This window comes from Streptomyces sp. NPDC107498 (genome assembly GCF_055582805.1).
Genome location: NZ_JBVJPE010000003.1, coordinates 369988 through 394796 on the forward strand (window position 1 = coordinate 369988; position 24809 = coordinate 394796).

Annotated in this window: 19 protein-coding genes and 1 pseudogene; 5 read left to right on the top strand and 15 right to left on the bottom strand. The window is 73.9% G+C overall.

Annotated elements, in window-relative coordinates; translation table 11 throughout:
• Positions 1-29 precede the first annotated feature (29 nt).
• Positions 30-2438: an ABC transporter family substrate-binding protein gene (locus ACZ66Z_RS07375; protein WP_469933017.1), complete on the bottom strand. Its 2409-nt coding sequence runs from the start codon at positions 2436-2438 to the stop codon at positions 30-32.
• Positions 2439-2638: 200 nt separating this feature from the next.
• Between ACZ66Z_RS07375 and ACZ66Z_RS07380 the strand changes: the two genes are divergently transcribed.
• Positions 2639-2866 (top strand): hypothetical protein, encoded by a 228-nt coding sequence (locus ACZ66Z_RS07380; protein WP_469933018.1) that lies wholly within the window; start codon positions 2639-2641, stop codon positions 2864-2866.
• 79 nt (positions 2867-2945) lie between these two features.
• Here ACZ66Z_RS07380 and ACZ66Z_RS07385 read toward each other — a convergent pair whose 3' ends face one another.
• Both ACZ66Z_RS07385 and ACZ66Z_RS07390 read right to left on the bottom strand, forming a co-directional pair.
• Complete coding sequence (locus tag ACZ66Z_RS07385; RefSeq protein WP_469933019.1) at positions 2946-3749, bottom strand: transglutaminase domain-containing protein; 804 nt, start codon at positions 3747-3749, stop codon at positions 2946-2948.
• Between the two features lie 91 nt (positions 3750-3840).
• The gene (locus ACZ66Z_RS07390; protein ID WP_469933020.1) at positions 3841-4860 is read right to left on the bottom strand and encodes a glycoside hydrolase family 18 protein; all 1020 of its coding nucleotides are present in this window, start codon (positions 4858-4860) and stop codon (positions 3841-3843) included.
• A gap of 164 nt (positions 4861-5024) precedes the next feature.
• Here ACZ66Z_RS07390 and ACZ66Z_RS07395 point away from each other — a divergent pair, with 164 nt between their 5' ends.
• Positions 5025-7130 carry a TPM domain-containing protein gene (locus ACZ66Z_RS07395; RefSeq protein WP_469933021.1) on the top strand — a complete coding sequence of 702 codons (2106 nt, stop codon included), beginning with the start codon at positions 5025-5027 and terminating at the stop codon, positions 7128-7130.
• A 51-nt stretch (positions 7131-7181) separates the two neighbouring features.
• A pseudogene (locus ACZ66Z_RS07400) lies at positions 7182-7364 on the top strand (PspA/IM30 family protein); the annotation flags it as partial.
• A 21-nt stretch (positions 7365-7385) separates the two neighbouring features.
• Here the strand turns inward: ACZ66Z_RS07400 and ACZ66Z_RS07405 are convergent.
• The 7 genes from ACZ66Z_RS07405 to ACZ66Z_RS07435 form a co-directional block, all read right to left on the bottom strand.
• Positions 7386-9956 carry a SpoIIE family protein phosphatase gene (locus tag ACZ66Z_RS07405; protein ID WP_469933022.1) on the bottom strand — a complete coding sequence of 857 codons (2571 nt, stop codon included), beginning with the start codon at positions 9954-9956 and terminating at the stop codon, positions 7386-7388.
• Between the two features lie 144 nt (positions 9957-10100).
• Positions 10101-10523 (bottom strand): ATP-binding protein, encoded by a 423-nt coding sequence (locus tag ACZ66Z_RS07410; protein ID WP_469933023.1) that lies wholly within the window; start codon positions 10521-10523, stop codon positions 10101-10103.
• A 143-nt stretch (positions 10524-10666) separates the two neighbouring features.
• Complete coding sequence (locus ACZ66Z_RS07415) at positions 10667-11170, bottom strand: (deoxy)nucleoside triphosphate pyrophosphohydrolase (protein ID WP_469933024.1); 504 nt, start codon at positions 11168-11170, stop codon at positions 10667-10669.
• A 40-nt stretch (positions 11171-11210) separates the two neighbouring features.
• Entirely contained in the window at positions 11211-11390 is a 180-nt protein-coding gene (locus ACZ66Z_RS07420) for an SPOR domain-containing protein (protein ID WP_469933025.1), read from the bottom strand.
• Between the two features lie 405 nt (positions 11391-11795).
• A complete protein-coding gene (locus ACZ66Z_RS07425; protein ID WP_469933026.1) occupies positions 11796-12548 on the bottom strand; it encodes a GntR family transcriptional regulator in 753 nt (250 codons plus the stop codon).
• Between the two features lie 352 nt (positions 12549-12900).
• The gene (locus ACZ66Z_RS07430; RefSeq protein ID WP_469933027.1) at positions 12901-13971 is read right to left on the bottom strand and encodes a DUF4190 domain-containing protein; all 1071 of its coding nucleotides are present in this window, start codon (positions 13969-13971) and stop codon (positions 12901-12903) included.
• Between the two features lie 265 nt (positions 13972-14236).
• A complete protein-coding gene (locus ACZ66Z_RS07435) occupies positions 14237-15811 on the bottom strand; it encodes a S8 family peptidase (protein ID WP_469933028.1) in 1575 nt (524 codons plus the stop codon).
• A 183-nt stretch (positions 15812-15994) separates the two neighbouring features.
• Between ACZ66Z_RS07435 and ACZ66Z_RS07440 the strand changes: the two genes are divergently transcribed.
• Positions 15995-17107: a pyridoxal-phosphate dependent enzyme gene (locus ACZ66Z_RS07440; RefSeq protein ID WP_469933029.1), complete on the top strand. Its 1113-nt coding sequence runs from the start codon at positions 15995-15997 to the stop codon at positions 17105-17107.
• A gap of 22 nt (positions 17108-17129) precedes the next feature.
• On the opposite strand, the gene ACZ66Z_RS07445 is transcribed toward ACZ66Z_RS07440, so the two are convergent.
• The 3 genes from ACZ66Z_RS07445 to ychF form a co-directional block, all read right to left on the bottom strand.
• Positions 17130-17918 (bottom strand): DUF4232 domain-containing protein, encoded by a 789-nt coding sequence (locus tag ACZ66Z_RS07445; protein ID WP_469933030.1) that lies wholly within the window; start codon positions 17916-17918, stop codon positions 17130-17132.
• A 129-nt stretch (positions 17919-18047) separates the two neighbouring features.
• Positions 18048-20693, bottom strand: a complete 2646-nt coding sequence (locus ACZ66Z_RS07450; RefSeq protein ID WP_469933031.1) for an AfsR/SARP family transcriptional regulator — start codon at positions 20691-20693, stop codon at positions 18048-18050.
• A gap of 239 nt (positions 20694-20932) precedes the next feature.
• Positions 20933-22021 carry a redox-regulated ATPase YchF gene (ychF, locus tag ACZ66Z_RS07455; RefSeq protein WP_469933032.1) on the bottom strand — a complete coding sequence of 363 codons (1089 nt, stop codon included), beginning with the start codon at positions 22019-22021 and terminating at the stop codon, positions 20933-20935.
• A 161-nt stretch (positions 22022-22182) separates the two neighbouring features.
• On the opposite strand from ychF, the gene ACZ66Z_RS07460 reads away from it, so the two are divergent.
• Entirely contained in the window at positions 22183-22842 is a 660-nt protein-coding gene (locus ACZ66Z_RS07460; protein ID WP_469933033.1) for a DUF6542 domain-containing protein, read from the top strand.
• A gap of 74 nt (positions 22843-22916) precedes the next feature.
• On the opposite strand, the gene ppgK is transcribed toward ACZ66Z_RS07460, so the two are convergent.
• The gene (gene ppgK / locus ACZ66Z_RS07465) at positions 22917-23672 is read right to left on the bottom strand and encodes a polyphosphate--glucose phosphotransferase (RefSeq protein ID WP_469933034.1); all 756 of its coding nucleotides are present in this window, start codon (positions 23670-23672) and stop codon (positions 22917-22919) included.
• Positions 23673-23702: 30 nt separating this feature from the next.
• Positions 23703-24755, bottom strand: a complete 1053-nt coding sequence (locus ACZ66Z_RS07470; protein WP_469933035.1) for a 4-hydroxy-3-methylbut-2-enyl diphosphate reductase — start codon at positions 24753-24755, stop codon at positions 23703-23705.
• Positions 24756-24809 lie beyond the last annotated feature (54 nt).

The window sequence follows — 24809 nt, forward strand, 5'->3', positions numbered from 1 at the left end:
AGAGGTTGTGACCAGCGGTTTCAGAAGTTTCAGCGGTTTCGTTCGGCGCCGTTGGAGGATTCGGGCTTCTTGAAGCCGATGTCCTGGTAGCGGGGGGTGCCGAGCCCCCAGGCCCCGGCGTTCACCAGATCGGCCCTAGCGGCGACGAGCTGCGGGCGCTGGTAGAGGGGGATGGATCCGGCCGCGGCCCAGATCCGGGCGTCGGCCTGGCGCACCAGCTCGTGGGCCTCCTCCTCGTCGAGCGTCCCCGCCGCCTGGTCGAAGAGCTGGTCGATGCGGTCGGTGCCGACCCGGGAGTAGTTCTGCTCGACGAGGAGCGAGCCGTCCGAGGCCGGCTCGGGCTTGGCGAAGATCGGGCGGGCGTCGGTCGCCGGGAAGGCGGAGGCCGGCCAGGAGTAGAGGGCCAGGTCGTAGTCGCCCGAGGCCACGTGGTCCTTGAAGAAGCTGTCGTCGGAGACCTTGGTGACGTCGGTGCGGATGCCGACCGCGTCGAGCATGCGGACGATCCGGTCCCCGACCGCCCGCAGCGACTCGGAGCCGGGCCCGGACGGCAGGACGAAGCGGAGGCTGAGGGCCTTGCCGTCCTTGCCGAGGGCCTTGGTGGCGTCGGAGGCCGTCACGGGGGCGGCGGTGCCGCGCGGGGCGTAGGCGCCGGCCATCCCCCGGTCCGGCTTGGTGGCCGACTGGGCGGCGCGCGCGCCGGCGCCGGTCCCGGTGTCGAGGGCCTCGGCGCGGGAGAGGAGCGCGGCCTTCTGGCGGGCGGCGTCGGGAGCCGGGGCGAGGGCGTCGGTGGCGTTCCCGGGGCCGTTCGCGCCGACGACGGGGGCGGGGGCGGCACGGCGGTCGCCGGGCTTGTCGTCGCCGACGATGTAGAGGCCCTCGTCGGAGGCGGTGTCGTCGCCCCTCTTCTTGGCGTCGGTGGAGCCCCCGTCCTTCTTCTCCGCCTCCTTCTTCTCCGCGTCCTTCTTCTCGGCCTCCTTCTCCGACTCCTTCTTCTCCGCCTCGCCGCCCGCCTTGGTGCCGGCGGGCTTCCGGAGCGCGCCGCCGGGGACCCAGCCCGCGTCGGCGAGGAGCGCCTGCGCCTCCTCGGTGTCCTGGTCGCCGAGCGCGTCGCTGCTGTCCGCGTACGCCGCCTGGCCCGCGAGGGCGAGGTGGCTGCCGGGGGGCTTCGCGGGGAGGCCGAGCGGCTTCAGCACGGATTCGGCCAGTTCCTGGCGGTTGATGGCGCGGGCCACCGCGCGCCGGACCCGCTCGTCGGCCAGCGGGCCGGACTCGCCGTTCAGCGAGAGCTGGGTGTAGGCGGGCTCCAGGGACTTGCGGACCACGTACTTCGCCAGGGCGTCCTGGGCGTTCGCGTACCGGTCGACCGCCTCCTGGTTCTTCTTGCGGGCGGCCGTGACCTCCGCCGCCTTGGCGTCGTCGGAGCCGTGGGCGAGGGCCCAGGACCGCAGGGCCTTGGAGGGGGTGATCGCGGAGCCGGGGCCGTGGGCGAGGGCGGCCTGGGCGCCGTTCCGGCCGGCGCGGGCGTCCCGGAGGGCGAGGGAGATCCGCTCGGCGACGGACCGGTCGATCTCGGCCAGGTCGAGGCTGCCCGCGGCGAGCGCGTCGGCCCGGTCGGCGCGGGGGACGGCCTTGAGGACGAGGCTGTCGAGCTTGGCCTGCTGCCCCCACCAGCGGGGGTTGCGGGCGAGGGTGACGTCGCCGCTCTTCCGGTCGATCGCCTTGAGCAGGAACGGTCCTGCAGTGGCCTTGAGGGTGGAGCGCGCCCCGTCGTTGAAGGAGGCCGGGGAGCCCATCACCTGCTTGGGGTAGAGGGGCGTGAAGAGGGACTGCCAGTCGGCGTAGGGCTTGGCGAAGGTGACCCGCACCTCCAGGTCGTTCTTGCCCCGCTCGATCTTCTCGATCCGCTCGTAGCCGGAGTTGCGGGCGGTCCAGTACGCGGTGTCGCGGCCGCTCAGCGCGCGCCACTGGGCCACGAAGTCCGCGGCGCCGATCTCGCGGCCGTCGCTCCACACCGCCTGCTGGTTGAGCTTGTAGAGGACGACCTGCTTGGGCTCGGTCTCGATGACCTGCGCGGACTCCAGGTAGTCGGGGTCGAGCCGCGGCCGGCCTCGCTCGTCGAGCGTGTAGAGGGAGGGGAGCACGGCTCCGGCGATGCGCGAGGTGGTGGCGTCGGCGTCGGCCTGGAAGGTGTTGAGCGTGGTGGGCAGCGTGTCGACCGCCCAGCGGAGGGTGCCGCCGTCGGCGACCCGGTCGCGTGCCGCGGGCGCGTTGTCCTGGGCGGCGACGGGGGCCTCGTCGGCCTCGTCGTCGGAGCTGCAGCCGGCGAGGACGGTGACGGCGAGGACCGCGCTGGTGAGGGTGGCGACGGAGCGGAGCGTGCGGGAGCGGGGGCTCCTGGAGCATGTCCTCCCGCGAGGGGCGCCGATCTGGGACATGACTTGTACCCCTTCGTCCAGATTTATTCCATTTGGAGATGATCAGACCTATTGCTCATACACTGAAAAGGACGGATCGGATTCGGCCACGACGACACGGCGGCACGACCGCCAAACCCCACTCGTGCGGCCCAACCGCCCGTGTGTGCGGCTTCCTGAGATGGAGGTGACGCGCGACGCTCACGGAGGTGGGGGCACCCATGTCCGTTCAGGACGATCTGGCGGCCGTCCGGCGCCGCCTGCAGGACCTGGAACGCGCGGTCGAAGAGCTGGAACGCCGCGTCGGGACGGAGCGGACCGCGCCTCCCGTGCCCGCTCCCGGCCTCGCCGCGAGCATGGTGACCGTCCCCGACGCCCCGTACGACACCGGGCAGTGGACCGACGTCGACGACGAGGGCCCGGGAGCACGCGACCGCCACGCGCCGTAGGGCCGAGGAGCCCTGCGGGCGACGGGCAGGCTGCCGAGGAGGACAAGGGGGGCCTTCGCGCCGGGCCCCCGGCCCGCCGTCAGGCCGCCGCGCCCGCGCTCCAGCGGCCGAGGACCGGCTCGGCGAGGGTGCGGGCGGGGCGGCACAGGGTCTGCCCGTGGAGGTCGAACAACTCGTCGCGCGAGGAGAAGCGGCCGAGGTCCGTACGGAGGTGGGCGGAGAGGTCGCAGGGGGCCGAGCCGGCGCACGCGGCGGGCGCGTCCCAGTCGACGGTGGTCCGGGCGACGGCCTCGAAGAGCGTCTCCGCGCCGGAGTTGGTGAACCCGCCCCCGTGCCCGTCCGGCGCGAGACCGGTGAACAGCTCGGCGATCGGCACCCAGGCGGTGCCCGCCGCCCCTTCGAGACGGAACTCCGGCCAGGCCAGCAGGACCTCCTCCGGGACGAACGCGCGGAGCTTCGGGAACCTCGGGTACCAGAAGGTGCCGTCGACGAGCAGGCCGCGCACCCGGGTCTCCACCCCGAGGGACCGGGCCACCGCCTCCAGGACCGCCATCCTCTGACTGCACGAGCCGCGCCCGAGCCGCAGCGTCCGCGACACCCGGCGCCGGTCCTCGACGGAGTACACCGGTCGCACGGCGGTGACGAGGACGCCGTGCGCCACCTGGAGCCGGGCGCGGTCGGTGACCGCTCCCCGGGCCTCGGACTCGCGCAGCACCCGGGCCACGAGCGCGGTCACGAGCGAATGCTCCCGGTCCAGGATCGGGGTGGGCCGGGTGGACCCGGGCACCTCCCGGGCGGGCGCCTCCCCGTCAGGAGCGCGGAAGGCGCGGTCCGCCCCGGTGGTGCGGACGGCGCGGACCGGCATCAGCAGACGGCTGGTCATGGCGTACTCCCCCTCGCCCGGCGGCCCGCTCCCGGCGCCGCGCGGCACCATCCTCCTCCGCCCGGCCCGGCCCCGACGCGCGGGGTCCCGCTCAGAGCCAGCCCGCGCGGTAGGCCGCCCAGTCCTCCTCCCGCGCCGCGAAGTCGACGTACAGGGCCAGGCCGAACCGCTCGCGGTCGGGGTCGGTGCGGCCGAGGCCGAGTCTCGCGCCCTCGACGGCCGCGGCGACCGTCTCCGCGCCCTCGTGGTGGCCGAGGTCGTCCTCGTGGAAGAAGGGGAGGCCCATCAGCAGGTCGGTCGTCCCGGGCGTCACTTCGAGGGCGAGGGCCGTCTGCTGGGCGACGTACCCGCCGTAGAGGCTCTCCAGGGGCATCCAGGTGTCGTACGACATGACGGCTATCTGGTCGACGCGGCGGGCGACCTCGCCGAAGAACTCCTGCGACCACCACTTCTCACTGCCGCTCAGCGCGCCGTTCACCGAGTGCAGGCCCGGCAGCGGGTCGATCTGGTGGGCGGCGACCGAGAGCGGGACCCCGCGGGCCCGGGTCAGTCTCCCGAGGTCGTCGAGGAGAGAGAGGTAGTCCCGGTCGTCGGAGTGCAGCGGCTCCAGGTCGAAGTGGACCCCGTCGAAGCCCGCGTCGAGGACCTGTCGGGCCGAGCCCACCACGGCGCGGCGGGACCCGGCGTCCTCCAGGCGCAGCCCCACGGGCCCTTCGGTGGCCAGGACGTCGCCCAGCCAGGCCTGCACCCGTATCCCGGGCATCGCGCGGTGCACCCCGTCGATCAGCCATGCGGCGCGGGGGTGCTTCGCCGCCCGCAGGGTGCCGTCGTGCTCCAGGGGCCCGGCGTGCACGTACAGGTCGCGTACGCCGCTGTCCTTCAGGCGCGCGGCGAGGGCCGCGAGGTCGGCGTCCTCCTTCCGTCCGTCGACCCAGGCGTGCCCGATCCAGAAGGCGTCCTTGCCACGGGTCCTCGCATCCTCCCGGAGGTCGCCCGTGTAGCTGACGCGCAGGGCCAGGGCCCCGAAGAGCGGGGGCGCCACGAGCAACAGGACGAGGCCGAGGACGAACCAGCGCCCCCGCCTCCACACACGCCTCAGCCTTCCGTCCACCCGAGCCCCCCGAGAGCCGTCGCGTCACTGGAACCACCGTAGCGGCGGCTACGGACAGTGACGTCCCGGCGGGCGCGGCGGTTTCCGGACGCCACGGATCCGGTCACGGACTCCCCGTCCCGGCCGGGTCGCGGGCGGTCATACGTGGACATAGCCTCCCCTTTGTGACGCGAACAGCCACCCGAGCCCTTGTCGCCGTACTGGCGGTACTGGTGGCGGCGTGGTGGCTCCTCGTGCCCGCCGTGCACGGTGCCCACGCCGACGGCCCCGTCGCCCTGTCCCGGAACGGACAGATCACCGACCGGGTCGGCGCGCTCGGCGACCACCGCGCCTCCGTGGTCCAGGCTCTCGACCGGCCCTACGACGACCGGCGCGTCCGGCTCTTCGTCGTCCACGTACGGGACTTCTCCGGACGCTCGGGCCAGGACTGGGCCGACGCCACCGCGGAGCGCAACGCGCTCGGCCTCGACGACGTCCTGCTCGCCGCCGCCACCCACGACCGGCAGGACGGCTACTCGGCCGACCCCGGCTCCCGCTTCGCCCGGGCCCGGCTCGACGAGGTCGCGCGGACCGCGATCGAACCGGCCCTGCGGCAGAACGACCGGGCGGGCGCCGCCGTCGGCGCGGCGAACGGCTACGCCGCCGTCCTCGCCGGCCGGCCCGTCCCCGCCCCGACGCCCACCCCCGGCCCCGCCGACCCCGGCGCCGCGGCCGACGACGGCACCTCGGCGACCGACCTCGTCCTGCCCGTGGTCCTCGTCGCCGGCGCGGGAGCCGTGGCGGCCTACGCGTACGTCAAGCGGCGGCGGCGCGCCGAGACCCGCACCACGCCACGGGGCGGGCAGGGCTGGGGCCCTCCGAAGGAGCCCGCGCCGCCGTCCCTGGACGAGCTCGACGGGGAGGCCCGCCGGACGCTGGTCGCCACCGACGACGCCGTCCGCACCAGCCAGGAGGAACTCGGCTTCGCGACCGCCCAGTTCGGCGAGGAGGCGGTGCGCCCCTTCACCGAGGCGGTCGACTTCGCCGAGGAGCAGCTGACGGCCTCGTTCCGGCTGCGGCAGAAGCTCGACGACTCCTTCCCCGAGGACGATCCGACCCGCCGGGCCATGCTGGACGAGATCCTCCGCCGCTGCGCCGGGGCGAACGCGCGCCTCGACGCCGAGACGGAGGACTTCGACCGGCTCCGGGCCCTGGAGCGCACGGCCCCGGAGGCGCTGGCCGCGGTGGAGGCGGCCTTCCGGGAGCGGACCGGGCGGATCGGGGCCGCCGGGACGGCGCTGACCGCGATGCGCGAGCGGTACGCCGAGACGGCGGTCGCGCCCGTCGCCGGCGACGTCGAGCAGGCGAAGGACCGGCTCGTGTTCGCGACCACCCACGTCGACCGGGCCCGCCGGCGGATCGACGCCGGTGACAACGGCGGGGCCGCCGTGCACATCCGGGCCGCCGAGGGCGCCGTGGACCAGGCGGCCCGGCTGATCGAGGCGGTGGACCGGCGGGCGCGGGACCTGGCCGAGGCCGAGGGGAGGCTGGCGGACGCGCTCGCGGAGACGGACGCGGACCTGGCGGAGGCCCGCGGGCTGGTGGAGGGGACCTCCGAGGGGGTGTCCACGGCCGGCCTCCGGGGCCGGATCGCCCGTGCCGAGTCGGTGGCCGCCGAGGTGCGGCGCGGGGTGGACGCCGGACGGTACGACCCGATCGACGCCCTGCGCCGGATCGAGGAGGCCGACGCGGTGCTCGACGGGGCGCTGGAGGGCGCGCGGGAGCGCGGGTCGGGGACGCGACGCGCGCGCGTGCTCCTCGACCAGGCGATGCTGACGGCCCGTTCGGCGATCGGGGCGGCGTCCGACTACGTCACCACGCACCGGGGCGCGGTGGGCAGCGAGGCCCGTACGCGCCTCGCCGAGGCCCGGCGCCGCTGGGAGGAGGCGCGGTCGCTCGCCGCCGACGACCCGCGGACGGCCCTCGTGGAGGCACAGCGGGCGGACGCGCTGGCCCGGCGTGCCCAGGACCTCGCCGAGCAGGACGTCCGCCGGTACGGGAATCCGAACGGCCTGGGCGGTGTGACGGGGACGGACGGAAGCGGTGGCGGCCTCGGCGGCGCGGTGCTCGGCGGCATCGTCCTCGGCGGGCTGTTCGACGGTGGGCGAGGAGGCGGACACGGCGGGTCCGGCGGAGGGGGCGGTTTCGGGGGCGGAGGTTTCGGCGGTGGGCCCGGCAGCTTCGGCGGCAGCGGCACGCGCGGCCGGCTGGGCGGCGGAGGTCGCTTCTGAGGACGGCCGTCCTGTCCCCCCGTACGCAAGGAGAACGAGCATGAGCAGCCCGTCGACGTGCTCGACCCGACGAGCGAGCTGAGCCGCTTCGAGGACAGGGTGCGCCGGGAGGAGGCCCGGGCCCTGGGCGAGCAGGAGCTCGCCGCCTCCTCCCTGGACGCCCGGTTCGAGCAGCTGGACGCGCTCGGCGACGACGCCGGGATCGAGGCCCGGCCGGCCGCGCTCAAGGGCTGATCCGGCGGCTGCCGGACGCGGTCAGAACATGCTGAGGAGCTGTTCCACCGTGGGCTCCGCCGCTCCCTCGCCGTCCGGCAGGGGCAGTTCGAACCAGACGGTCTTGCCGCGCGGGGTGCGGCGGGAGCCCCAGGAGGAGGAGAGCAGCCCGACGAGCTGGAGGCCGCGGCCGCCCTCGTCGGTGTCCCGGGCCCTGCGGCGCCGCGGCTGGACCAGGCCGGAGTCCCAGACCTCGCAGACGAGGGTCCGGTCGCGCAGCAGGCGCAGCCGGATCTCGCCCTCGCCGTAGCGCAGGGCGTTGGTGACGAGTTCGCTGACGAGGAGTTCGACGGTGTCGACGAGCGGTTCGAGGTCCCAGGCCGCGAGCTGGGCGCGGGCGAGTTCACGGGCCCGGCCGACCGAGCGGGGTTCCCTGGGCAGCCGCCAGTCGCCGACCGCCTCGCTGGGCAGCCCCTGGATCCTGGCCATGAGGAGGGCGATGTCGTCCTCGCCGTGACCGGTGTTCAGGCTGCTGAGGACCCGGTCGCAGACGTCCTCCAGGGGGCGGGCCGGGTCGGTGAGGGCGCGCCGGAAGGCCTGGAGGCCTTCGTCCAGGGGGTGCTCGCGGGACTCGACGAGCCCGTCGGTGTAGAGGGCGAGGAGGGCGCCCTCGGGCAGTTCGACCTCGACCTCCTCGAAGGGCTCCCCGCCGACGCCGAGCGGCATGCCGGGGGGTACGTCGAGGAGCATGGCCTCCTCGCCGGGTTCGACGAGCACCGGCGGGAGGTGCCCGGCGTTGGCGAAGGTGCAGCGGCGGGTGACCGGGTCGTAGACGGCGTAGACGCAGGTGGCGAGGTAGACCTCGGAGAGTTCGGGTCCCCGGTTCTTGTGGGCGCGGGACTGCTGGGCGCCGATGGGGGCGCCCAGGCCGCGGGCGATCTCGTCGAGGTGGGAGAGGACCTCGGCGGGCTCCAGGTCGAGCTGGGCGAGGGTGCGGACGGCGCTGCGGAGTTCGCCCATGGCGACGGCGGCACGCAGGCCGCGGCCCATGACGTCGCCGATGACGAGGGCGGTGCGGTGGCCGGGGAGTTCGATGACGTCGAACCAGTCGCCGCCGACCTCGGTGGCGGTGGTGCCGGGGAGGTAGCGGCAGGCGATGTCGAGTCCCGCGGCCTCGGGGTCGCCGGGCGGGAGCAGGCTGCGCTGGAGGATGAGGGCCCGCTCGTGCTCGCGGCGGTAGAGGCGCGCGTTGTCGATGCAGACGGCGGCGCGGGCGGCGAGTTCGACGGCGAGGGCCCGGTCGCGCTCCCCGAAGGGCTCGCTGCCCTTGGCGCGGGAGAACTGGACGAGGCCGACGACGGTGTCGTGGGCGGTCATCGGGACGACCAGGGTGGACTGGACGAGGTCTCCGTCGGAGCCCGGGACCGTCCGGAGGCGTCCGGTGCGCAGGGCTCCGGCGCAGGGCGAGTTGAACGGGTAGCGGTGGACGGCTCCGACCTCGATGGGTACGGGCCCGCAACAGTCGCCGCCCGCGCCGTGCCCCTCGTCGGTCCTGAGGGGGGTGTCGGAGACGGCGCTGGCGAAGGCGACCCTGCGGAGTTCGGCGCTGCCCGCGCCGTAGCCGACGTCGTGGGAGTTCCCCCACCGGCCGGGCGGTGCCTCGTCGCCGGTCAGGAGGCCCTGGTAGAGGTCGACGGAGGCGAGGTCGCAGAAGCCGGGGACGGCGACGTCGAGGAGCTCGCGGGCGGTGGCCTCCAGGTCGAGGGAGTTGCCGATGCGGGCGCCGGCCTCGTTGAGGAGGGCGAGGTTGCGGCGGGCGCTGGCGGCTTCCCTGGCGGCGTTGTGCCGGCGGGTGACGTCGATGCCGAGTCCGGCGACCCCGATCGGGCGGCCGGAGCCGCTGTGCACGCGGTAGAGGTTGATGGACCAGTGGCGGCGGTCCCTGGCGCCGGGGGCGGCGCCGACGATCCGGAAGTCGGTGACGGACTCGCCGGTCTCCAGGACCTTCCGGAGGGCGGTGGTCATCCGGTCGGCCTCGGCGCGGCCGAGGTAGTCGTGGACGGACCGGCCCCGGTGGTCGTCGGCCTCGCCGCCGAAGACGGTGGCGAAGCGCCGGTTGGCCCGCTTCACGGTGAGGTCCGTGCCGAAGAGGAGGAAGCCGAAGGGAGATTGGCCGAATATCGCCTGGGAGGCGGCGAGGTCGGTCTCGATGCGGCGCAGGGCGCGCACGTCGACGACGATGCACAGCGCGGCCCGTTCACCGGCCTGGGTCTCGCTCGGCATGACGTACATCTCGGCGATGCCCCGGGCCCGGTCCTCGCCGGGCACCCGGAAGGGGACGAGTCCCGTCCACTCCTTGCCGTCGAGGATCTCCCTGACCCGCCGGTGCCCGCGTTCGTGCAGGTCGGCGGGCATGAAGGCCTCGACGGGGTCCTTGCCCCTGGCCTCCTCCGCGGTGACCCCGAAGAGGTCCACGGCCCGTCGGCTCCACTGCTCGACGAGGCCGTCGGGCCCGATCGAGAAGGACGCCACCCGGATGTAGTCATAGATGGACCCGGGCGGGCTGCTCTGCCACACGACGCCGCCGCTCGCCGTCTCAGGTATCTCGCTCACGCGACCGTCCCCTCCAGCTCACCGCACCGGACCGGCCATGCCCGCAGTATTCAATACGGCAGGCCCCGACGGCACGACGTTCACGATCACAGGGTGGTCTCGTTCGTCCCTGGTCGAGTACCGGTGATCGTTGTCCCACCCTGTTTACTCACCAGGGAGAGCCAGCTCGAACCATACGGTTTTGCCCGTCCTTCCTCTACGGGTTCCCCAGCGGCGGGCGGAACAGGCCACGAGCGCGAGGCCCCGGCCCCCCTCGTCGTCGGGCCCCGGGGCCCGCTCGGTCGGTGGATCCGGAAGCGGATCGGAGACCTCCACCAGGAGCGCCGGCGGCTGCGCCGGGTCGGCGCCGCCGTCGCGGGGGCGGACGAGCCGGACGCCGATGGGGCCGGAGGCGTACCGCAGCGAGTTGGTCACCAGCTCGCTGACCAGCAGGACGGTCACGTCACCGAGGGCCGCGTCGAGCTTCCAGGCGCGCAGGGTCTCGCGCACCGCGTGGCGGGCCGTACGCACGGCGTTCGCCTCCGCCGGGAAGTTCCACTCCGCGCGCTCGCCGTCGGTGTCGATCACACCCGATCACTTCCCCAGCCGTGCGTCAGCAGGAAGGTCCATGCCCCCTCCCGAGGGGTCATTTGGGACATACCCGCTATTTAGGACGCGATATCCCGTCGGGAGCGTCGACGGGCGCACGGTGGCACGAACGGCGTAGGGACTCAGTCGCGCGCTCCGCCGACGGGGTCCGCCGGCAGTCTCAGCGCGGCCTCGGCGACGGCGGGGCGGTCCTGGTCGAGCCAGTCGACCGAGTCCAGCTCGCTCCGCGAGAGCCAGCGGAGCTCGTCGTGGTCCTCCAGGGGGCGCGGTTCGCCGGAGAGCAGCCGGGCGGTCCACACCCGCAGGACGTATCCGGGTTTCAGCGGCCACTCGCCGGGGAGGCGTTCGCCCGGCTCGACCTCGACACCGAGCTCCTCGCGGAGTTCGCGGACCAGGGCCCCTTCCGGGCTCTCGCCCGGTTCGAGCTTGCCGCCGGGCAGTTCCCAGCGGCCGGCGAGCTCGACGGGGGCGCTGCGGCGCGCGGCGAGCAGTCGCCCCCGGTCGTACAGGGCACCCGCGACGACGACCACGGCGCCGGCCCCCCGGCCGGGGTCGGCGTCGCGGTGGGGCCCGTGGGACTCACGGGGCTCGTCGGGCGCGGCGGGTTCGGTGGTGCGTTCCGTCATGGGCGCGAGCGTAGCCCGGCCCGGTCGGCGTCCGCCGGGGTCAGAGGGCGGGGCTGCCGATGCGTTCGATCCAGTAGAGCTGTTTGTGGCCGCGGTCGTCGAGACTGTCCGCGATCTTCTGGGCTTCGTCCTTGGTCGCGTACCGCCCCACCCGGTAGCGGTTGCCGTTGTCGTCCTGCCGTATGACGAGCCAGGGAAGGACGGGGCCGCTGTCGGTCATCAGGCTTCTCCCTCCGTCGGTCCGGGCCTCACCAAGGATCTCCGGGAAACCGCAATCCGCATATGCCGGAGCTTACGCCTGACCTTCACACAGCGGATACGGGTTTTCACAAAGAGGCACGGATCGGCCGGGAACCGACGAAGGGCGGCCGAAGGCCACGCCCCGAGCGCCACGGCGGGAACCGCCGACACCGCCGTCGGGACGGCGGGGGGCGCGGGATCGCCGACGGCGCGCCCGGTTCGCGGGCGGGCGGTCGCGGAAGGAACGCGGCGGGAGCCGCCACGACGGCCGCGGGCGACGGGGCGCGGTCGTCATGGGAGCACACGGGCTGACGGCCCGTCGCCTCCGCCGGTGCGCCGGCCCGGGCGGGCGCACCGGAGCGGCGCGCCCGGTCGGCGCGCCGGGTCAGCGCACCGGCAGGTGGTAGGTGATGCGGTAGCGGTCGGCCGGGACGACGACGTCGGCCGTCTCGACGGCGCGGCCCGAGGCGTAGTACGTGCGCTCCACGACCATGACCACGTGCCCCGGCACCCCGCCGAGCGCGAGGAGCTCCTCCGCGAGGCCGGGCCGGGCCCCCACCTCCTCCACCACGTTGTCCACGACCACGTCGATCGCCGCCATGCGCTCGACGACGCCGCAGCCGCCCAGGGGGCCCTCCTCGGGCAGCATGACGGGCGTCCGGCCGGTGACGGCGAGGGGCTCCCAGGAGGTGGAGACCATCATGGGCTCGCCCCCGTCCCGGTACAGGTACCGCGTGCGCATCACCCGCTCCCCCGGCTCGATGCCGAGCCGCTCGGCCACCTCGGCGCTCGCCGGCTCCTGCTCGCTGCTCGACTCCCAGGTGCCACGGGCCCCTTCGGCGGCCTGCTCCTGGCGGAAGGGGCTGGCGCCGGACGCGGGTCGGTAACCGGAGCGGGCGATCCGCCGGGGCACGGGCCGCTCGCGCACATAGGTCCCCGAGCCCGACCGGCCCTCCACGAGCCCCTCGGCCATGAGCACCTTGCGGGCTTCCAGCGCGACGGTGTCCGACACCCCGTACTCCTCGCGGATGCGTGCCTGCGAGGGGAGGCGGGTATGCGGCGGAAGCGAGCCGTTGGCGATCTTCTCCCGCAGATCGCTCGCCACGCGCAGGTAGGCGGGCTGCTCACCGAACGTCACTGGACACTCCCCTCAGGTTGACGGAAAGCAACAGCGTGACAACCGACGGTCGCGATCCGCAAGCATGGGCCAGAGTTTCACTCGAAGTGATGACACTCCGGGTCGCTCGAAACTCTTGACCAGCATTGGTCCAGACCAATAAGTTCTGCCCGCGTGCTCGGCGTCGCCCGCGCCGGGCCATGAGCCGCGGACCGGCACCCCGCCGCCCGCGGTGTTCCGGGACGGCGGTCGGTCACGGGCCGCCGTCGCCGGACGCCGCCCGGTCCGCACACGACGGGGCCGGGCCTCCCGACGAGGAGGACCCGGCCCCGTCCCCCGCCCCCGGTCCCGGTCCCGTACGGACGCGCCCGGTTCAGGCCTGGGTGCCCTCGCCCGCCGGCGGTGTGTCCGTCAGGCCGAGCGCGGTGCGCGCCTCGGCGCCAAGGTCCTCGGGAAGGGCGTCCCAGGCGGCGTCGTACGCCTCCCAGTAGGCGTCCACACCGGACGCCCCGGCCAGCTCGCCCCAGCGCTCGTGCGCCGTGTCGAGCTGCTCGCCGAGCGCCGCGAGCGCGGACTTGGACGTGCCGGGCCAGTCGTGGTCCCGCACGCCCGCGCGGGCCGAGTCGATCGCCGCCAGCAGCTCACCGGCCCACTTCCGGTTGGCCTCGAAGTCCTCGTCCGGGTCGTCCTCCGGCTCCCGGTAGGTGACCGTCTCGATCGGGTTGAGGCTCAGCAGGAAGTGCTCCTGATCGAGTGTCAGGCTCGTCGAGTCGGAGCGCACCGAGCCGCTGAACGGCCCCTTCTCCCCGGCGTACGCGCAGGTCACCGTCCGGTCGCCGAAGCGCCAGCTCCGACTGCTCGGCAGGTAGTAGTAGGTCCAGACGTCCTTCGGGATCTTCCAGGTGTCCATCGCGTAGGCCGAGTTGATCGTCTCGCAGCGCGTCTGGGCGATCCGGTCGATCGGGTCGTCGCCGGGCCACTTGTCGAAGCCGGTCACCTCGAAGCCGCCGGTGACCTCGCCGTCGTGCGGGCGGGCGCAGTCGACGACCTTCACGTCCGTCGCGTACTCCTCCCCCTTGCTGCCGTCGGTGAAGCACTGCCCCGTGCGCAGCGAGTACGGCGACTCGGAGCGGGAGGCCTCGTCCACGCCCTTCCGGAAGCCGGCCCATGCCGAGCTGAACCCGCCGGTCGCGAGGCCGACGACCAGCAGCAGGGAGCTGACGGCGGAGAGCGCGATGCCGGCGATCGCGAGTCCCTTGCCCGTCTGGCCCTTCTTCCTGATCTGCGGGAGGGCGACGAGACCGAGGACCAGGCCGAGGGGCGGGAGGCAGCAGACGACGCCGGAGACGAGGGAGCCGATGGCGAGGCCGTTGGTGGAGCGGCGCGGCGGCTGCCCGTACGGAACCGCTCCCGGGCCGCCGTAGGGGCCGGCCGCGTACGGCATTCCGGGAGAGGTGTACGGGCCGGGGGCGGGCCATCCCCCGGGCCGCGGGCCGCCCGCGGGAGGAGGGGGCGGCGGGGTCGGCTGGCTCGGCTCCACGGGTGCGTGCTCCTGTTGCGGCGGGCGATGCGAACAAACGCTCGGGCGCGCATCGTACGCGGCGGGGCGGAAGGGACGGCCACGTGGGGCCCGACGGGCGGGAAGCAACGGAAGGACCGGAAGGGGCGGCCGCCGTGAGACGGCCGCCCCTCACCTGTTCGGCTCGGGCTCAGAACTGCAGGGCCCAGGAGTCGATCTTCCCGGTGTCGAAGGACGCGTTGTCCGTGACCCGCAGCTTCCACGTGCCGTTGGCGACCTCCGAGGAGGCGTTCACGGTGTACGTGGTGTTGATGTTGTCCGCGCTGCCGCCGGTGCCGAAGGCCTTCAGCGTGTACGCCGTGCCGTCGGGGGCGATCAGCTGGACCTGGAGGTCACCGATGTAGGTGTGGATGATGTTCACGGGCACCTGGAGGGCGGCGGGGGCGTTGCCCGTGACGCCGCTGACGGTGACCGGGGACTCGACGGTCGCATTGTCGTTGATCGCGTGGTCCGCGGTGTTCTCGAACTTCGAGCCGGTGGGCGGCGGGGTGGTGGTGCCGCCGACGTTCAACAGCCTGTTCGGGGAGCCGGTGCCGGGGCTCGTGACGACGTTCGGGGTGGCGGCGGTCGTCAGGGCCGTGGAGACCTGCGCCGGGGTCGCCGTCGGGTGGTCCGCCAGGTAGAGGGCGGCGGCGCCGGCGACGTGCGGGGTCGCCATCGACGTACCGGAGATGGTGTTGGTGGCGGTGTCGCCGGTGCCCCAGGACGAGGTGATGGAGGAGCCCGGGGCGAAGAGGTCGAGGCCGCTGCCGTAGTTGGAGTAGCTCGCCTTGGCGTCGCTCGACGTGGTGGCGCCTACGGTGACGGCCTCGGCCACGCGCGCGGGCGAGTGGTTGGCGGCGTTGTCGGTCTCGTTGCCGGCGGCGACCGCGTAGGTGATGCCGGAGGCGATCGAGTTGCGGACGGCGTCGTCGAGGACGGAGTCGACGCCGCCGCCGAGGCTCATGTTGGCGACGGCCGGCTTGACGGCGTTCCGGGTGACCCAGTCGATGCCCGCGACGACCTGCTCGGTCGTGCCGGAGCCGGAGTCGTCGAGCACGCGGACGCCGACGACCTTGGCCTTCTTGGCCACGCCGTACGACGTGCCCGCGACGGTGCCGGCGACGTGGGTGCCGTGGCCGTGGCCGTCCTGGGCGGTGTTGTCGTTGTCGATGGCGTCGTAGCCGTAGGAGGCGCGGCCGCCGAAGTCGGTGTGGGTGATGCGGACGCCGGTGTCGATGACGTACGCCGTGACGCCCTGGCCGGCGGAGTCCGGGTAGGTGTAGCTCTGGTTCAGCGGGAGGGCCTTCTGGTCGAGCCGGTCCAGGCCCCAGGACGGCGGGGAGGGCTGGGTGCCGTCGACGTGGAAGACGCGGTTCTGGACGACGGACTTCACGGCCGGGTCGGCCGCGAGCTTCCGCGCCTGCGCCTCGGAGAGCTCGACGGAGTAGCCGTTGACCGCCGTGGTGAAGGTCCGCTTGATCCTCGCGCCGAACTTGGCCGCGACGGCCCGGCCCCGGGCGGTCTCCGCCGGCGCGGACTCGTCGAGGGTGACGATGTAGCTGCCCGGGACGGTGCCCTCGGCGCCGGCGTTCTCGATGACGCCTTCGGGGGCGGTCGGTGCGGCGGCCGCCGGGAGGGCGGTGAGGGAGCCGAGGGCGAGGGCGGCGACGGCGACGGCCGCGGCGGTGGCCGTCCGGCGACGCGGTGTGCGCATCTCTGACATGTGGGGGGTCCTCCTCGTGGGGGCAAGACAGGAGCACGACACGGCAATGCCATGGACATGTCAATACGACACGGAGGGCCCGCGCCGTCTCGAACGTCCGGCTGCCGAGCGAAAGGCTGACCGATCCACAGGAAACCCACAAGGGCGCTCACGGACCCGCAACACCCGGGCCACGCGCCTGACATGCTGCCCCTCATGACCGCCTACGAGTGCCCCCGTTGCCGGATCCAGTCCCCCACCGACGCCCTCACCTGGTGTTGCCCGCGGTGCCGCGGCCCCTGGGACCTCGCGTTCACGAGTGCGCCGGTCCCCCTTGCGTCACTCGCCTCACGTGTGAATTCATTGTGGCGTTACACGGAGGTGCTGCCTCCGCTCCCGTACGGGCCCGAGGTGAGCCTCGGCGAGGGCCGCACACCGCTCGTCCGCCTCACCGACTCGGTTTCGGCCAAGCTCGACTTCCTCATGCCGACCCTGTCCTTCAAGGACCGGGGCGCCGTGATGCTCGCCGCGCACGCCCGCCGGCTGGAGCCCCGCACGGTCCTCGCCGACAGCAGCGGCAACGCGGGCACGGCGATCGCGGCGTACGCCGCGCGGGCCGGGCTCGACTGCGTCGTGTACGTCCCCGGGGGCACGTCCCCCAAGAAGCTGGAGCAGGTCCGGGCCCACGGGGCCCGGGTCGTCGAGGTGCCCGGCGACCGCGAGGCGACGGCCCGGGCGGCGCGCGAGGCCGCCGACGAGCCGGGCGTCTTCTACGCCTCGCACGTCCACAACCCGTACTTCCTGCACGGCACCAAGACGTACGTCTACGAACTGTGGGAGGAGCTCGGCGGGCGCCTCCCGGACACGATCGTCGTCCCCGTCGGCAACGGCACCCTGCTCCTCGGCGCCGCCCTCGCCCTCGACGAGCTGCACCGCCACGGCCTCGTCGACACCCGGCCCGCCCTGGTCGCCGTCCAGGCGGCGGCCGTGTCCCCGCTGGCCGAGGCCTTCCACGCGGGCGCGGAGGACCTCGCACGGCCGGCCGTCGCCCGTCCCACCCTCGCCGAGGGCATCGCGATCCCGGCCCCGCCGCGCGCCCGCCAGATCCTGCGGGCGGTCCGCGCGACGGGCGGCACGTTCCTGACGGTGACGGAGGACCAGATCCGTACGGCGCAGCGGGACCTGGCCCGCCGGGGCCTGTTCGTCGAGGCGACCGGCGTGGCCTGCTGGGCGGCGGTGAGCGCGGCCCCGCCCCGCCCCGGGCTCACGGTGGTGCCGCTGTGCGGGGCGGGCGCGAAGACCGGTCTGGCGCCCTGAGTCACGGACGCCCCGGTGCGGATCAGAACTCGTCGGCGCCGTTGCGGAGCTCGTACGTCCAGTAGCCCGTCTTCGCGGCGGCCTCGTCGACCGCCAGGCCGCCGGCGGGGGCCTTGACGACGATGCTGCCCTCGGCCGGGCCCTGGGGGGCGAAGAGGTTCACGTTGAACTCCTTCACGACCTTGTTGTCCTCGTCGACGCCGCCGAGCGCGATCCGCACGTTCGCGTAGGCGGGCGCACCGGGCTTCAGGACGACCGGCGCGGCCGGCTTGCTCTTCGCGACGGCCGGGACGTCCTTGGCGGTCTGGATCGGACCGAAGGCGATGAGCGGGTACTCGAGCAGGGTGCACGAGCGGCCGGAGGTGTTGGTGGCGGTGAGGGTGATGTGCTCGGTCGGGACCTCGTCCGCCTTCGCCGCCGTGACCTTGATGTCGCCGTAGGCGCAGGCGGGGGTCGTGGCGGAGGACTTCCCGGTGCTGGAGCCGGTGGAACCCGCCTTCGAGCCACCGGTGGAGCCGGTGGAGCCGGCCTTCGAGCCGCCGGTGGTGGACCCGGCCGTGGAAACGCCGGTGGCCGAGCCGCCCGTGGAGCCCGAGCCGCTCTTCGCGGCGGTCTGGTCCGCCGTGCCGCCGCCGGCCGTGCCGCTCGCCGTGCCGTTGTCGCCCGCACCGGCGGTGACCTGCGAGGAGCTCGCGCTCCCCGCGTCCTTGGCGCCCGCTGCTGCGTCCCCGCCGCCACAGGCGGTCAGACCCAGCGAGAGGGCGGCGACGGCGGCGGCGGCCAGGACGGTGTTCTTGCGGTGGTTGCGCATGGTGGTGCTCCCCCGTTGACGCGGTCGGTCGGGGCGCACGCTCGGTGCGTGCACCCCGTGGCACCGGACGGTTCTCCCCGGTGCTGCATCCAGCTTCCCGGTCGGCGCTGCCGTCCCGCTTGCGTACCGCTAACGATTCGCTGTCAGCCGCGAAAGGTGTGCCGCCGCCCGCGCCGAACCCTCGGTGAAACCGGCCGCGTCGGCCGCGACGATCGCACGTTCCAGCTGGTCGGCGGCCTCTTCGAGGCGGCCGATGCCGGCCAGCGCCTCGCCCAGGGTGATCTGCAGCGAGGCCCGGATGACCACCGCGTCGGGCGCGACCAGTTCCCCGGCGCGAAGGGTGTGCGCGAGCGCCGCCTCGTACTCCTCCGCCTTCAGGCAGTGGCCCGCCAGGTGCTGGAGGGTCAGCACCTGGGTGGAGGGGTGGCCGGTGCGGTCGGCGAGGTCGACGGCGTGCAGCATGAGCAGCCCGGCCCGCTCGTGCTCGCCGGTCGCGTCCAGGACGGCGGCGTAATTGACGTACCCGATGGCCTCGCTGATCGGGTCGCCGGCCCGGGCGGCCAGCCCGGGCGCCTTCTCCAGGTGGACCAGCGCCTCGGCGTCCCGGCCCTCCTCGTGCAGGATCCAGCCGAGCAGGGCACGCGCGCGTGACTGCGCGTCGAGGTCGCCGATCGCCTCGGCCGAGGCGAGTCCGGCCTCCAGGAGCGGGGTCCAGCCGTCCCCGATGCTCCTGAGGATCAGCGGCCACGGCACGAGCGCGAGCCGCCAGGCCCGGTCGTGCATCCCGAGGGCGGCCGCGGCGGAGACGGCGCCCTCCAGGGCGGCCCGCTCGGCCGCGTACCAGTCGAGCGCCGCCGTACGGTCCTCGAACTCCCTGGTCGCGGCGGGCCGTCGGGCGTCGGCGGGCAGCGCGTAGCAGGGCTGCGAGCCGGGCTCGGCGGCGGCGTCGGCCGCGAGGCCGGTGTAGAGGTAGTGGTCGAGGAGCCGGAGCAACCCCTCCTGGTCGGCCTGCGGGGCGAGGTGGCGCGCGTAGAGGCGCACTAGGTCGTGCGGTGTCCAGCGGCCGGGGACGGCCTCGGTGAGCAGGTGCGCGGCGGCGAGCCGGTCCAGGTCGGCGGAGGCCTGCCCGGGCGTCGTCCCGGCGAGCGCGCCCGCCGCGAACCGGTCCAGGTCGGAGCCGGTGTGCAGGCCGATCGCGCGGAACATACGGGCCGCGGACTCCGGAATCTGCTGCACGGTGAGGCGCAGCGCGGCGGAGACGCCGCGGTCCTCCACGTCGAGCAGCATCAACCGGCTCTGTTCGTCGGCGAGTTCCCCGACCATCGCGTCGAGCGTCCACTGCGGCCGCTCGGCCAGGCGGGCCGCCGTCACCCGGAGGGCGAGCGGCAGACCGTCGCAGAGCCGGGCGAGCCGGGCGGCGGCGGCCGGTTCGGAGGCGACCCGCTCCTCGCCGAGCACGGTGGTGAGCAGGGCGGCCGAGGCGGCCGCCTCGAGGTGTCCGAGCGGCACCGGGCGGGCGGCGTCGGAGGCGACGAGGCCGCCGAGCCGGTCGCGGCTGGTGACGAGGGTCGCGCAGTGGTCGCCGCCGGGCAGCAGCGGCCGGACCTGTTCGGAGGAGCGGGCGTTGTCGAGCACGACGAGCAGCCGGCGTCCGGCGGTGAGGGAGCGGAACAGCGCCCCGCGCGCGTCGACGGCCTCGGGGATCCGCTGCGGCGGGACGCCGAGGGCGAGCAGGAACTCCCGCAGGACGGCGGCGGTCTCGGGCGCCGGTGTCTCGCTGAAGCCGCGCAGGTCGGCGAAGAGCCGCCCGTCGGGGAAGTCGGCGCGCCGCTCGTAGGCCCAGTGGACGGCGAAGGCGGTCTTGCCGACGCCGGCGGGCCCGGTGACGAGACAGACGGGTCCTTCGCCGGCGCGGACGGCACGGTCGAGCGCGGCCAGCTCGGCCCCGCGGCCGGTGAAGCCGCGCGGCGCCCGCGGCAGGCCCTCGGGCGCCGGGGCCTTGGCCTCGACGGCGGGACGGGGCACGGAGACGGGCTCGGCGGAGCGGAGCAGCGTCGCGTACGCCTCGCTGAGGGTCTCGCCGGGGTCGACGCCCAGCTCCTCGGCGAGCAGCCGCCGGGTCCTGTGGTACCAGTCGATCGCGTCCGACTGGCGGCCGGAGCGGGCGAGCGCCAGCATCAGCGCGGCGGCCAGGGACTCGCGCAGCGGGTGGGCGACGGCCTCGGTGCGCAGGACGGCGGCGGCCCTGCCGTGCTCGCCGAGCTGCCCGTACGCCTCCGCCAGCGCCTCCACCGACGCGAGCCGCATCTCCTCCAGGCCGCCCGCGGCGGCTTCGAGGGGCCTGCTGTGCACGGTGCCGGTGAGCGCGGGCCCCTGCCAGTACGACAGCGCCTCCCGCAGCATCCGCACCGCGTCGGCGGGCCGCCGCTGGACACCGGCGAGGCCGACGAGCTCCTCGAAGCGGTGGGCGTCCACGAGCGACTCGGGCATCCGGAGCACGTACGCCGAACCCTGCGTCGCGAGCTCGACCCCGTACGCCTCGGCCCCGTGCTCGGCGAGCAGCGCCCGCAGCCGCGAGACGTGCCCCTGGAGGACGGTCTTGGCGTGCGTGGGCGGCTCCTCCTCCCACAGGGCGTCGATCAACTGACCGACGTTCACGGCACTGTTGGGCCGCAGCAGAAGCATGGCCAGCAGACTGGACCGCTTGGCGGGCCCCAAGGCTACGTCCCTGTCCTCCGTCACCAACGCGACGGAGCCGAGCAGCCGGAACTCCACCTGTATACCTCCGCGATCCCTCTCCCCCGTTTTTCCGAGAAATCGAGAATACGTGGACGTGGGGACCGCCCGTGCCGAGCCGGCTCGGCACACCGCCACCACCGGGTGGCCTTGCTCACACCACCCCGGTCACCCCCGCGAACCCCTGACGACCGCGCCCGCCCACCGCGCCCCGGGCCCGCACGGACGACCGCGCCCGCCCGCGGAGAAGCGGAGCGGGCGCGGCCGGCGACCGGACGTCAGACGTTGAAGCGGAACTCCACGACGTCGCCGTCCTGCATGACGTACTCCTTGCCCTCCATGCGGGCCTTGCCGGCGGCGCGGGCGTCGGCGACCGAGCCCGTTTCGACGAGGTCGTCGAAGGAGATGACCTCGGCCTTGATGAAGCCCTTCTGGAAGTCGGTGTGGATGACACCGGCCGCCTCGGGGGCCGTCGCGCCCTGCTTGATCGTCCAGGCTCGGGACTCCTTCGGGCCGGCCGTCAGGTAGGTCTGGAGGCCGAGGGTGGCGAAGCCGACGCGGGCGAGGGTGGCGAGGCCGGGCTCCTCGGCGCCGACGGACTGGAGGAGCTCCATGGCGTCCTCCTCGTCGAGCTCGGCGAGGTCCGCCTCCAGCTTGGCGTTGAGGAAGATCGCCTCGGCCGGGGCGACCAGGGCGCTCTGCTCGGCCTTGAAGGCGTCGTCCGTGAGCTCGTCCTCGTCCACGTTGAAGACGTACAGGAACGGCTTCGTGGTGAGGAGGTGGAGGTCGTGCAGCAGCTCCGCCTTCTCCGAGCCCTGGACGATGCCCTGCGAGAAGAGGGTGTCGCCCTTCTCCAGGATCGCCTGGGCGGCCTCGACGGCGGCGACCTTGGGCGCCACGTCCTTCTTGATCCGGGACTCCTTCTGGAGGCGCGGCAGGACCTTCTCGATGGTCTGGAGGTCGGCGAGGATCAGCTCGGTGTTGATCGTCTCGATGTCGTCCTTCGGCGAGACCTTGCCGTCGACGTGGACGACGTTCTCGTCCTTGAAGGCGCGGATGACCTGGCAGATCGCGTCCGACTCGCGGATGTTCGCGAGGAACTTGTTGCCCAGGCCCTCGCCCTCGCTCGCGCCGCGCACGATGCCGGCGATGTCGACGAAGTCGACCGTCGCCGGGAGGACGCGCTGGGAGCTGAAGATCTCCGCCAGCTTGGTCAGGCGGGGGTCGGGGACCCCGACGACGCCGACGTTGGGCTCGATCGTGGCGAACGGGTAGTTGGCCGCCAGCACGTCGTTCTTGGTCAGGGCGTTGAACAGGGTCGACTTGCCGACATTCGGCAGACCGACGATTCCGATCGTGAGCGACACGGTGGCGACTTCCTGAAGTGTGGATGGTGGGCCGATCCCCCAGTTTACGGGCGGGTCGAACCGGCCAGTGACGGAGACCTTCGGTCGTTCTCGGGGGCAAGGTCACCCAAAGGGCGTGTCCCGGACCCCGTTCCCGGCCCTTTCCGACCTACGTTGGTCGAGTGGAGCAGCACAGGACAAGTCAGCCGCAAGGCCGCCGAAGGCCGCAGACCCCCGCCACTCCGCCGGTCGTACCGCCCGGCGCTCTCGTGGAGGGTGCGGCCGTCTACCGCGTGACCGGCAGAGCCGGCCGCGCGCCCGGCCGCGCCCGCGTGGAGCGGGCCGTGGCCGCCGACGGCCAGGCGGCCCGTGCGTCCGGGCGGCCCGCCGGGCGCCGGCCCGTGCCGCCGGTCGTCCTCGCCCTGCGCCGGCTCCCCTCGCCCCGCCTCACCGGGCTCGGCGCCGGGCTCTTCGCCTCCGCCGTCATGCTGGCCCTCGGTCTCCTCGACCAGCTGCTCCTGGACGGCTCCCCCGTCGTCTACGGGCTGCTGTTCCTGCCGGTCAGCGCCCTGACCGCGCTCTGGGTCAGGACCGCCGACCTGGTCACCGCCCCGATCGGCGTCCCCATCGCCTTCGCCGTCGGCGTCGTCCCCGTCGCGGGCGGCACGGGCGGCTTCGGCGGCCAGGCCATGGCCGTCGTGACCGCCCTCGCCGTGCACGCCGGGTGGCTCTACGGCGGCACCCTCGTCGCCGGTCTCATCGCGAGCGTCCGCAAGGTGCGGGAGATGGGGCGGCGCCATCAGCGTGCGGCGGCCGCGGCGGGGCGGCGACCCGTGGCGTAATCCGGATCCGGGATCCGGGATCCGGGGTTCGTAGACCGGATGTCGGATCCCGGATCCCCGCCCCGCCCGCTCCCTCACACCAGCCCCGCCGCCGTCCCCGCCGCCATCCCCGCCCCCACGATCCCCGCGTCGTTCTGCAGCTCCGCCGGGACGATCTTCGCGCGGATGCCCTCGATCAGCGGCAGGAACTTGTCCGCCTTGCGGCTCACGCCGCCGCCGATGATGAACAGCTCGGGCGAGAAGAGCATCTCGACGTGGGCGAGGTACTTGCGCACCCGCCGGGTCGCCCAGTGCTCCCAGGTGAGGTCCTCGTCCTCCTTGGCCCTGGTCGAGGCCCGGGTCTCCGCGTCGTGGCCCTTGAGCTCCAGGTGGCCCAGCTCGGTGTTGGGGACGAGGCGGCCGTCGACGAAGACGGCGGAGCCGATGCCCGTGCCGAGGGTCAGCAGGATCACCGTGCCCTTGCGGCCCCGGCCCGCGCCGAAGGTCATCTCCGCGACCCCGGCCGCGTCCGCGTCGTTCAGGACGGTCACCGGGAGTCCGCCGAGGCGGTCGCTGATCAGGGCGCCCGCGTCGACGCCGATCCAGGCCTTGTCGACGTTGGCGGCCGTACGGACGGTGGAGCCCGTCACGACGCCGGGGAAGGTCACCCCCACCGGCCCCGTCCAGCCGAAGTGCTTCACGACCTCCGCGACGCAGCCCGCCACACCGTCGGGTGTGGCGGGCTGCGGGGTCAGTACCTTGTGGCGCTCCTCGGCGAGCGCTCCGTGCGTCAGATCCACGGGGGCGCCCTTGATGCCCGAGCCGCCGATGTCCACTCCGAAGACGTTCATGGACCCCACCGTAAGGGCAGGCGCGCCGCGTTACTCCTCGACGGGCGCGGCGGGCGCGGTCGCCGCGAGCTTCTCGGCCTCGGCCCGCAGGTCCTTGTTGCGGAGCTCCTTGGGCAGCGAGAAGGTCAGGGACTCGTCCGCCGTCTTGACGATCTCCACGTCCGCGTAGCCGCGCGCGGCGAGCCACTCCAGGACCTCCTGCACCAGGACGTCCGGGACGGAGGCGCCGGAGGAGAGGCCGACGCTGGTCACGCCCTCCAGCCAGGCCTCGTCGATCTCACTGGCGAAGTCGACCAGGTACGCGGCGGGGACGCCGGCCTGCTTGGCGACCTCGACCATGCGGATCGAGTTGGAGGAGTTCTTCGAGCCGACGACGATCACCAGCTCGGCCTGGCCGGCGAGCTCCTTGATGGCGGTCTGGCGGTTCTGCGTGGCATAGCAGATGTCGTCGGACGGCGGGGAGATCAGCTGCGGGAACTTCTCCTTCAGCGCGTCGACCGTCTCCATCGTCTCGTCGACCGAGAGCGTGGTCTGGGAGAGCCAGACGACCCGGGAGGGGTCGCGGACCTCGACCTTGGCCACGTCCTCGGGGCCGTCGACCAGCTGGATGTGGTCGGGCGCCTCGCCGGAGGTGCCGATGACCTCCTCGTGGCCCTCGTGGCCGATGAGGAGGATGTCGAAGTCCTCCTTGGCGAAGCGGACGGCTTCCTTGTGGACCTTGGTGACCAGCGGGCAGGTGGCGTCGATGGTCGCGAGCCGGCCCGTGCGGGCCTCCTCGTGGACCGTGGGGGCGACCCCGTGCGCGGAGAACATCACGATGTTGCCGGGCGGCACCTCGGTCGCCTGGTCGACGAAGATCGCGCCCTTCCGCTCCAGCGTCTGGACCACGTACTTGTTGTGGACGATCTCGTGCCGGACGTAGATCGGCGCCCCGTACTGCTCCAGGGCCTTCTCGACGGCGATCACGGCACGGTCCACGCCCGCGCAGTAGCCACGGGGAGCGGCGAGCAGGACACGCTTCGGGCGGTTCGTCGCGGAGGCGGAATCGGGCGTCGGCGCGGGCGTTGCAGTCATGCGTCCCATCGTAAGGCCGCGTCGGTGAGCGGTTGGAGCGGCGCCGTGGCCGAAACTGGCGCC

Excerpts from the sequence above, each read along its gene's own strand:
- ACZ66Z_RS07375 (WP_469933017.1), bottom strand. The coding sequence starts at position 2,438 with ATGTCCCAGATCGGCGCCCCTCGCGGGAGGACATGCTCCAGGAGCCCC.
- ACZ66Z_RS07380 (WP_469933018.1), top strand. The coding sequence starts at position 2,639 with ATGTCCGTTCAGGACGATCTGGCGGCCGTCCGGCGCCGCCTGCAGGAC.
- ACZ66Z_RS07385 (WP_469933019.1), bottom strand. The coding sequence starts at position 3,749 with ATGACCAGCCGTCTGCTGATGCCGGTCCGCGCCGTCCGCACCACCGGG.
- ACZ66Z_RS07415 (WP_469933024.1), bottom strand. The coding sequence starts at position 11,170 with ATGACGGAACGCACCACCGAACCCGCCGCGCCCGACGAGCCCCGTGAG.
- ACZ66Z_RS07420 (WP_469933025.1), bottom strand. The coding sequence starts at position 11,390 with ATGACCGACAGCGGCCCCGTCCTTCCCTGGCTCGTCATACGGCAGGAC.
- ACZ66Z_RS07430 (WP_469933027.1), bottom strand. The coding sequence starts at position 13,971 with ATGCCGTACGCGGCCGGCCCCTACGGCGGCCCGGGAGCGGTTCCGTAC.
- ACZ66Z_RS07435 (WP_469933028.1), bottom strand. The coding sequence starts at position 15,811 with ATGTCAGAGATGCGCACACCGCGTCGCCGGACGGCCACCGCCGCGGCC.
- ACZ66Z_RS07440 (WP_469933029.1), top strand. The coding sequence starts at position 15,995 with ATGCTGCCCCTCATGACCGCCTACGAGTGCCCCCGTTGCCGGATCCAG.
- ACZ66Z_RS07445 (WP_469933030.1), bottom strand. The coding sequence starts at position 17,918 with ATGCGCAACCACCGCAAGAACACCGTCCTGGCCGCCGCCGCCGTCGCC.
- ppgK (WP_469933034.1), bottom strand. The coding sequence starts at position 23,672 with ATGAACGTCTTCGGAGTGGACATCGGCGGCTCGGGCATCAAGGGCGCC.
- ACZ66Z_RS07470 (WP_469933035.1), bottom strand. The coding sequence starts at position 24,755 with ATGGGACGCATGACTGCAACGCCCGCGCCGACGCCCGATTCCGCCTCC.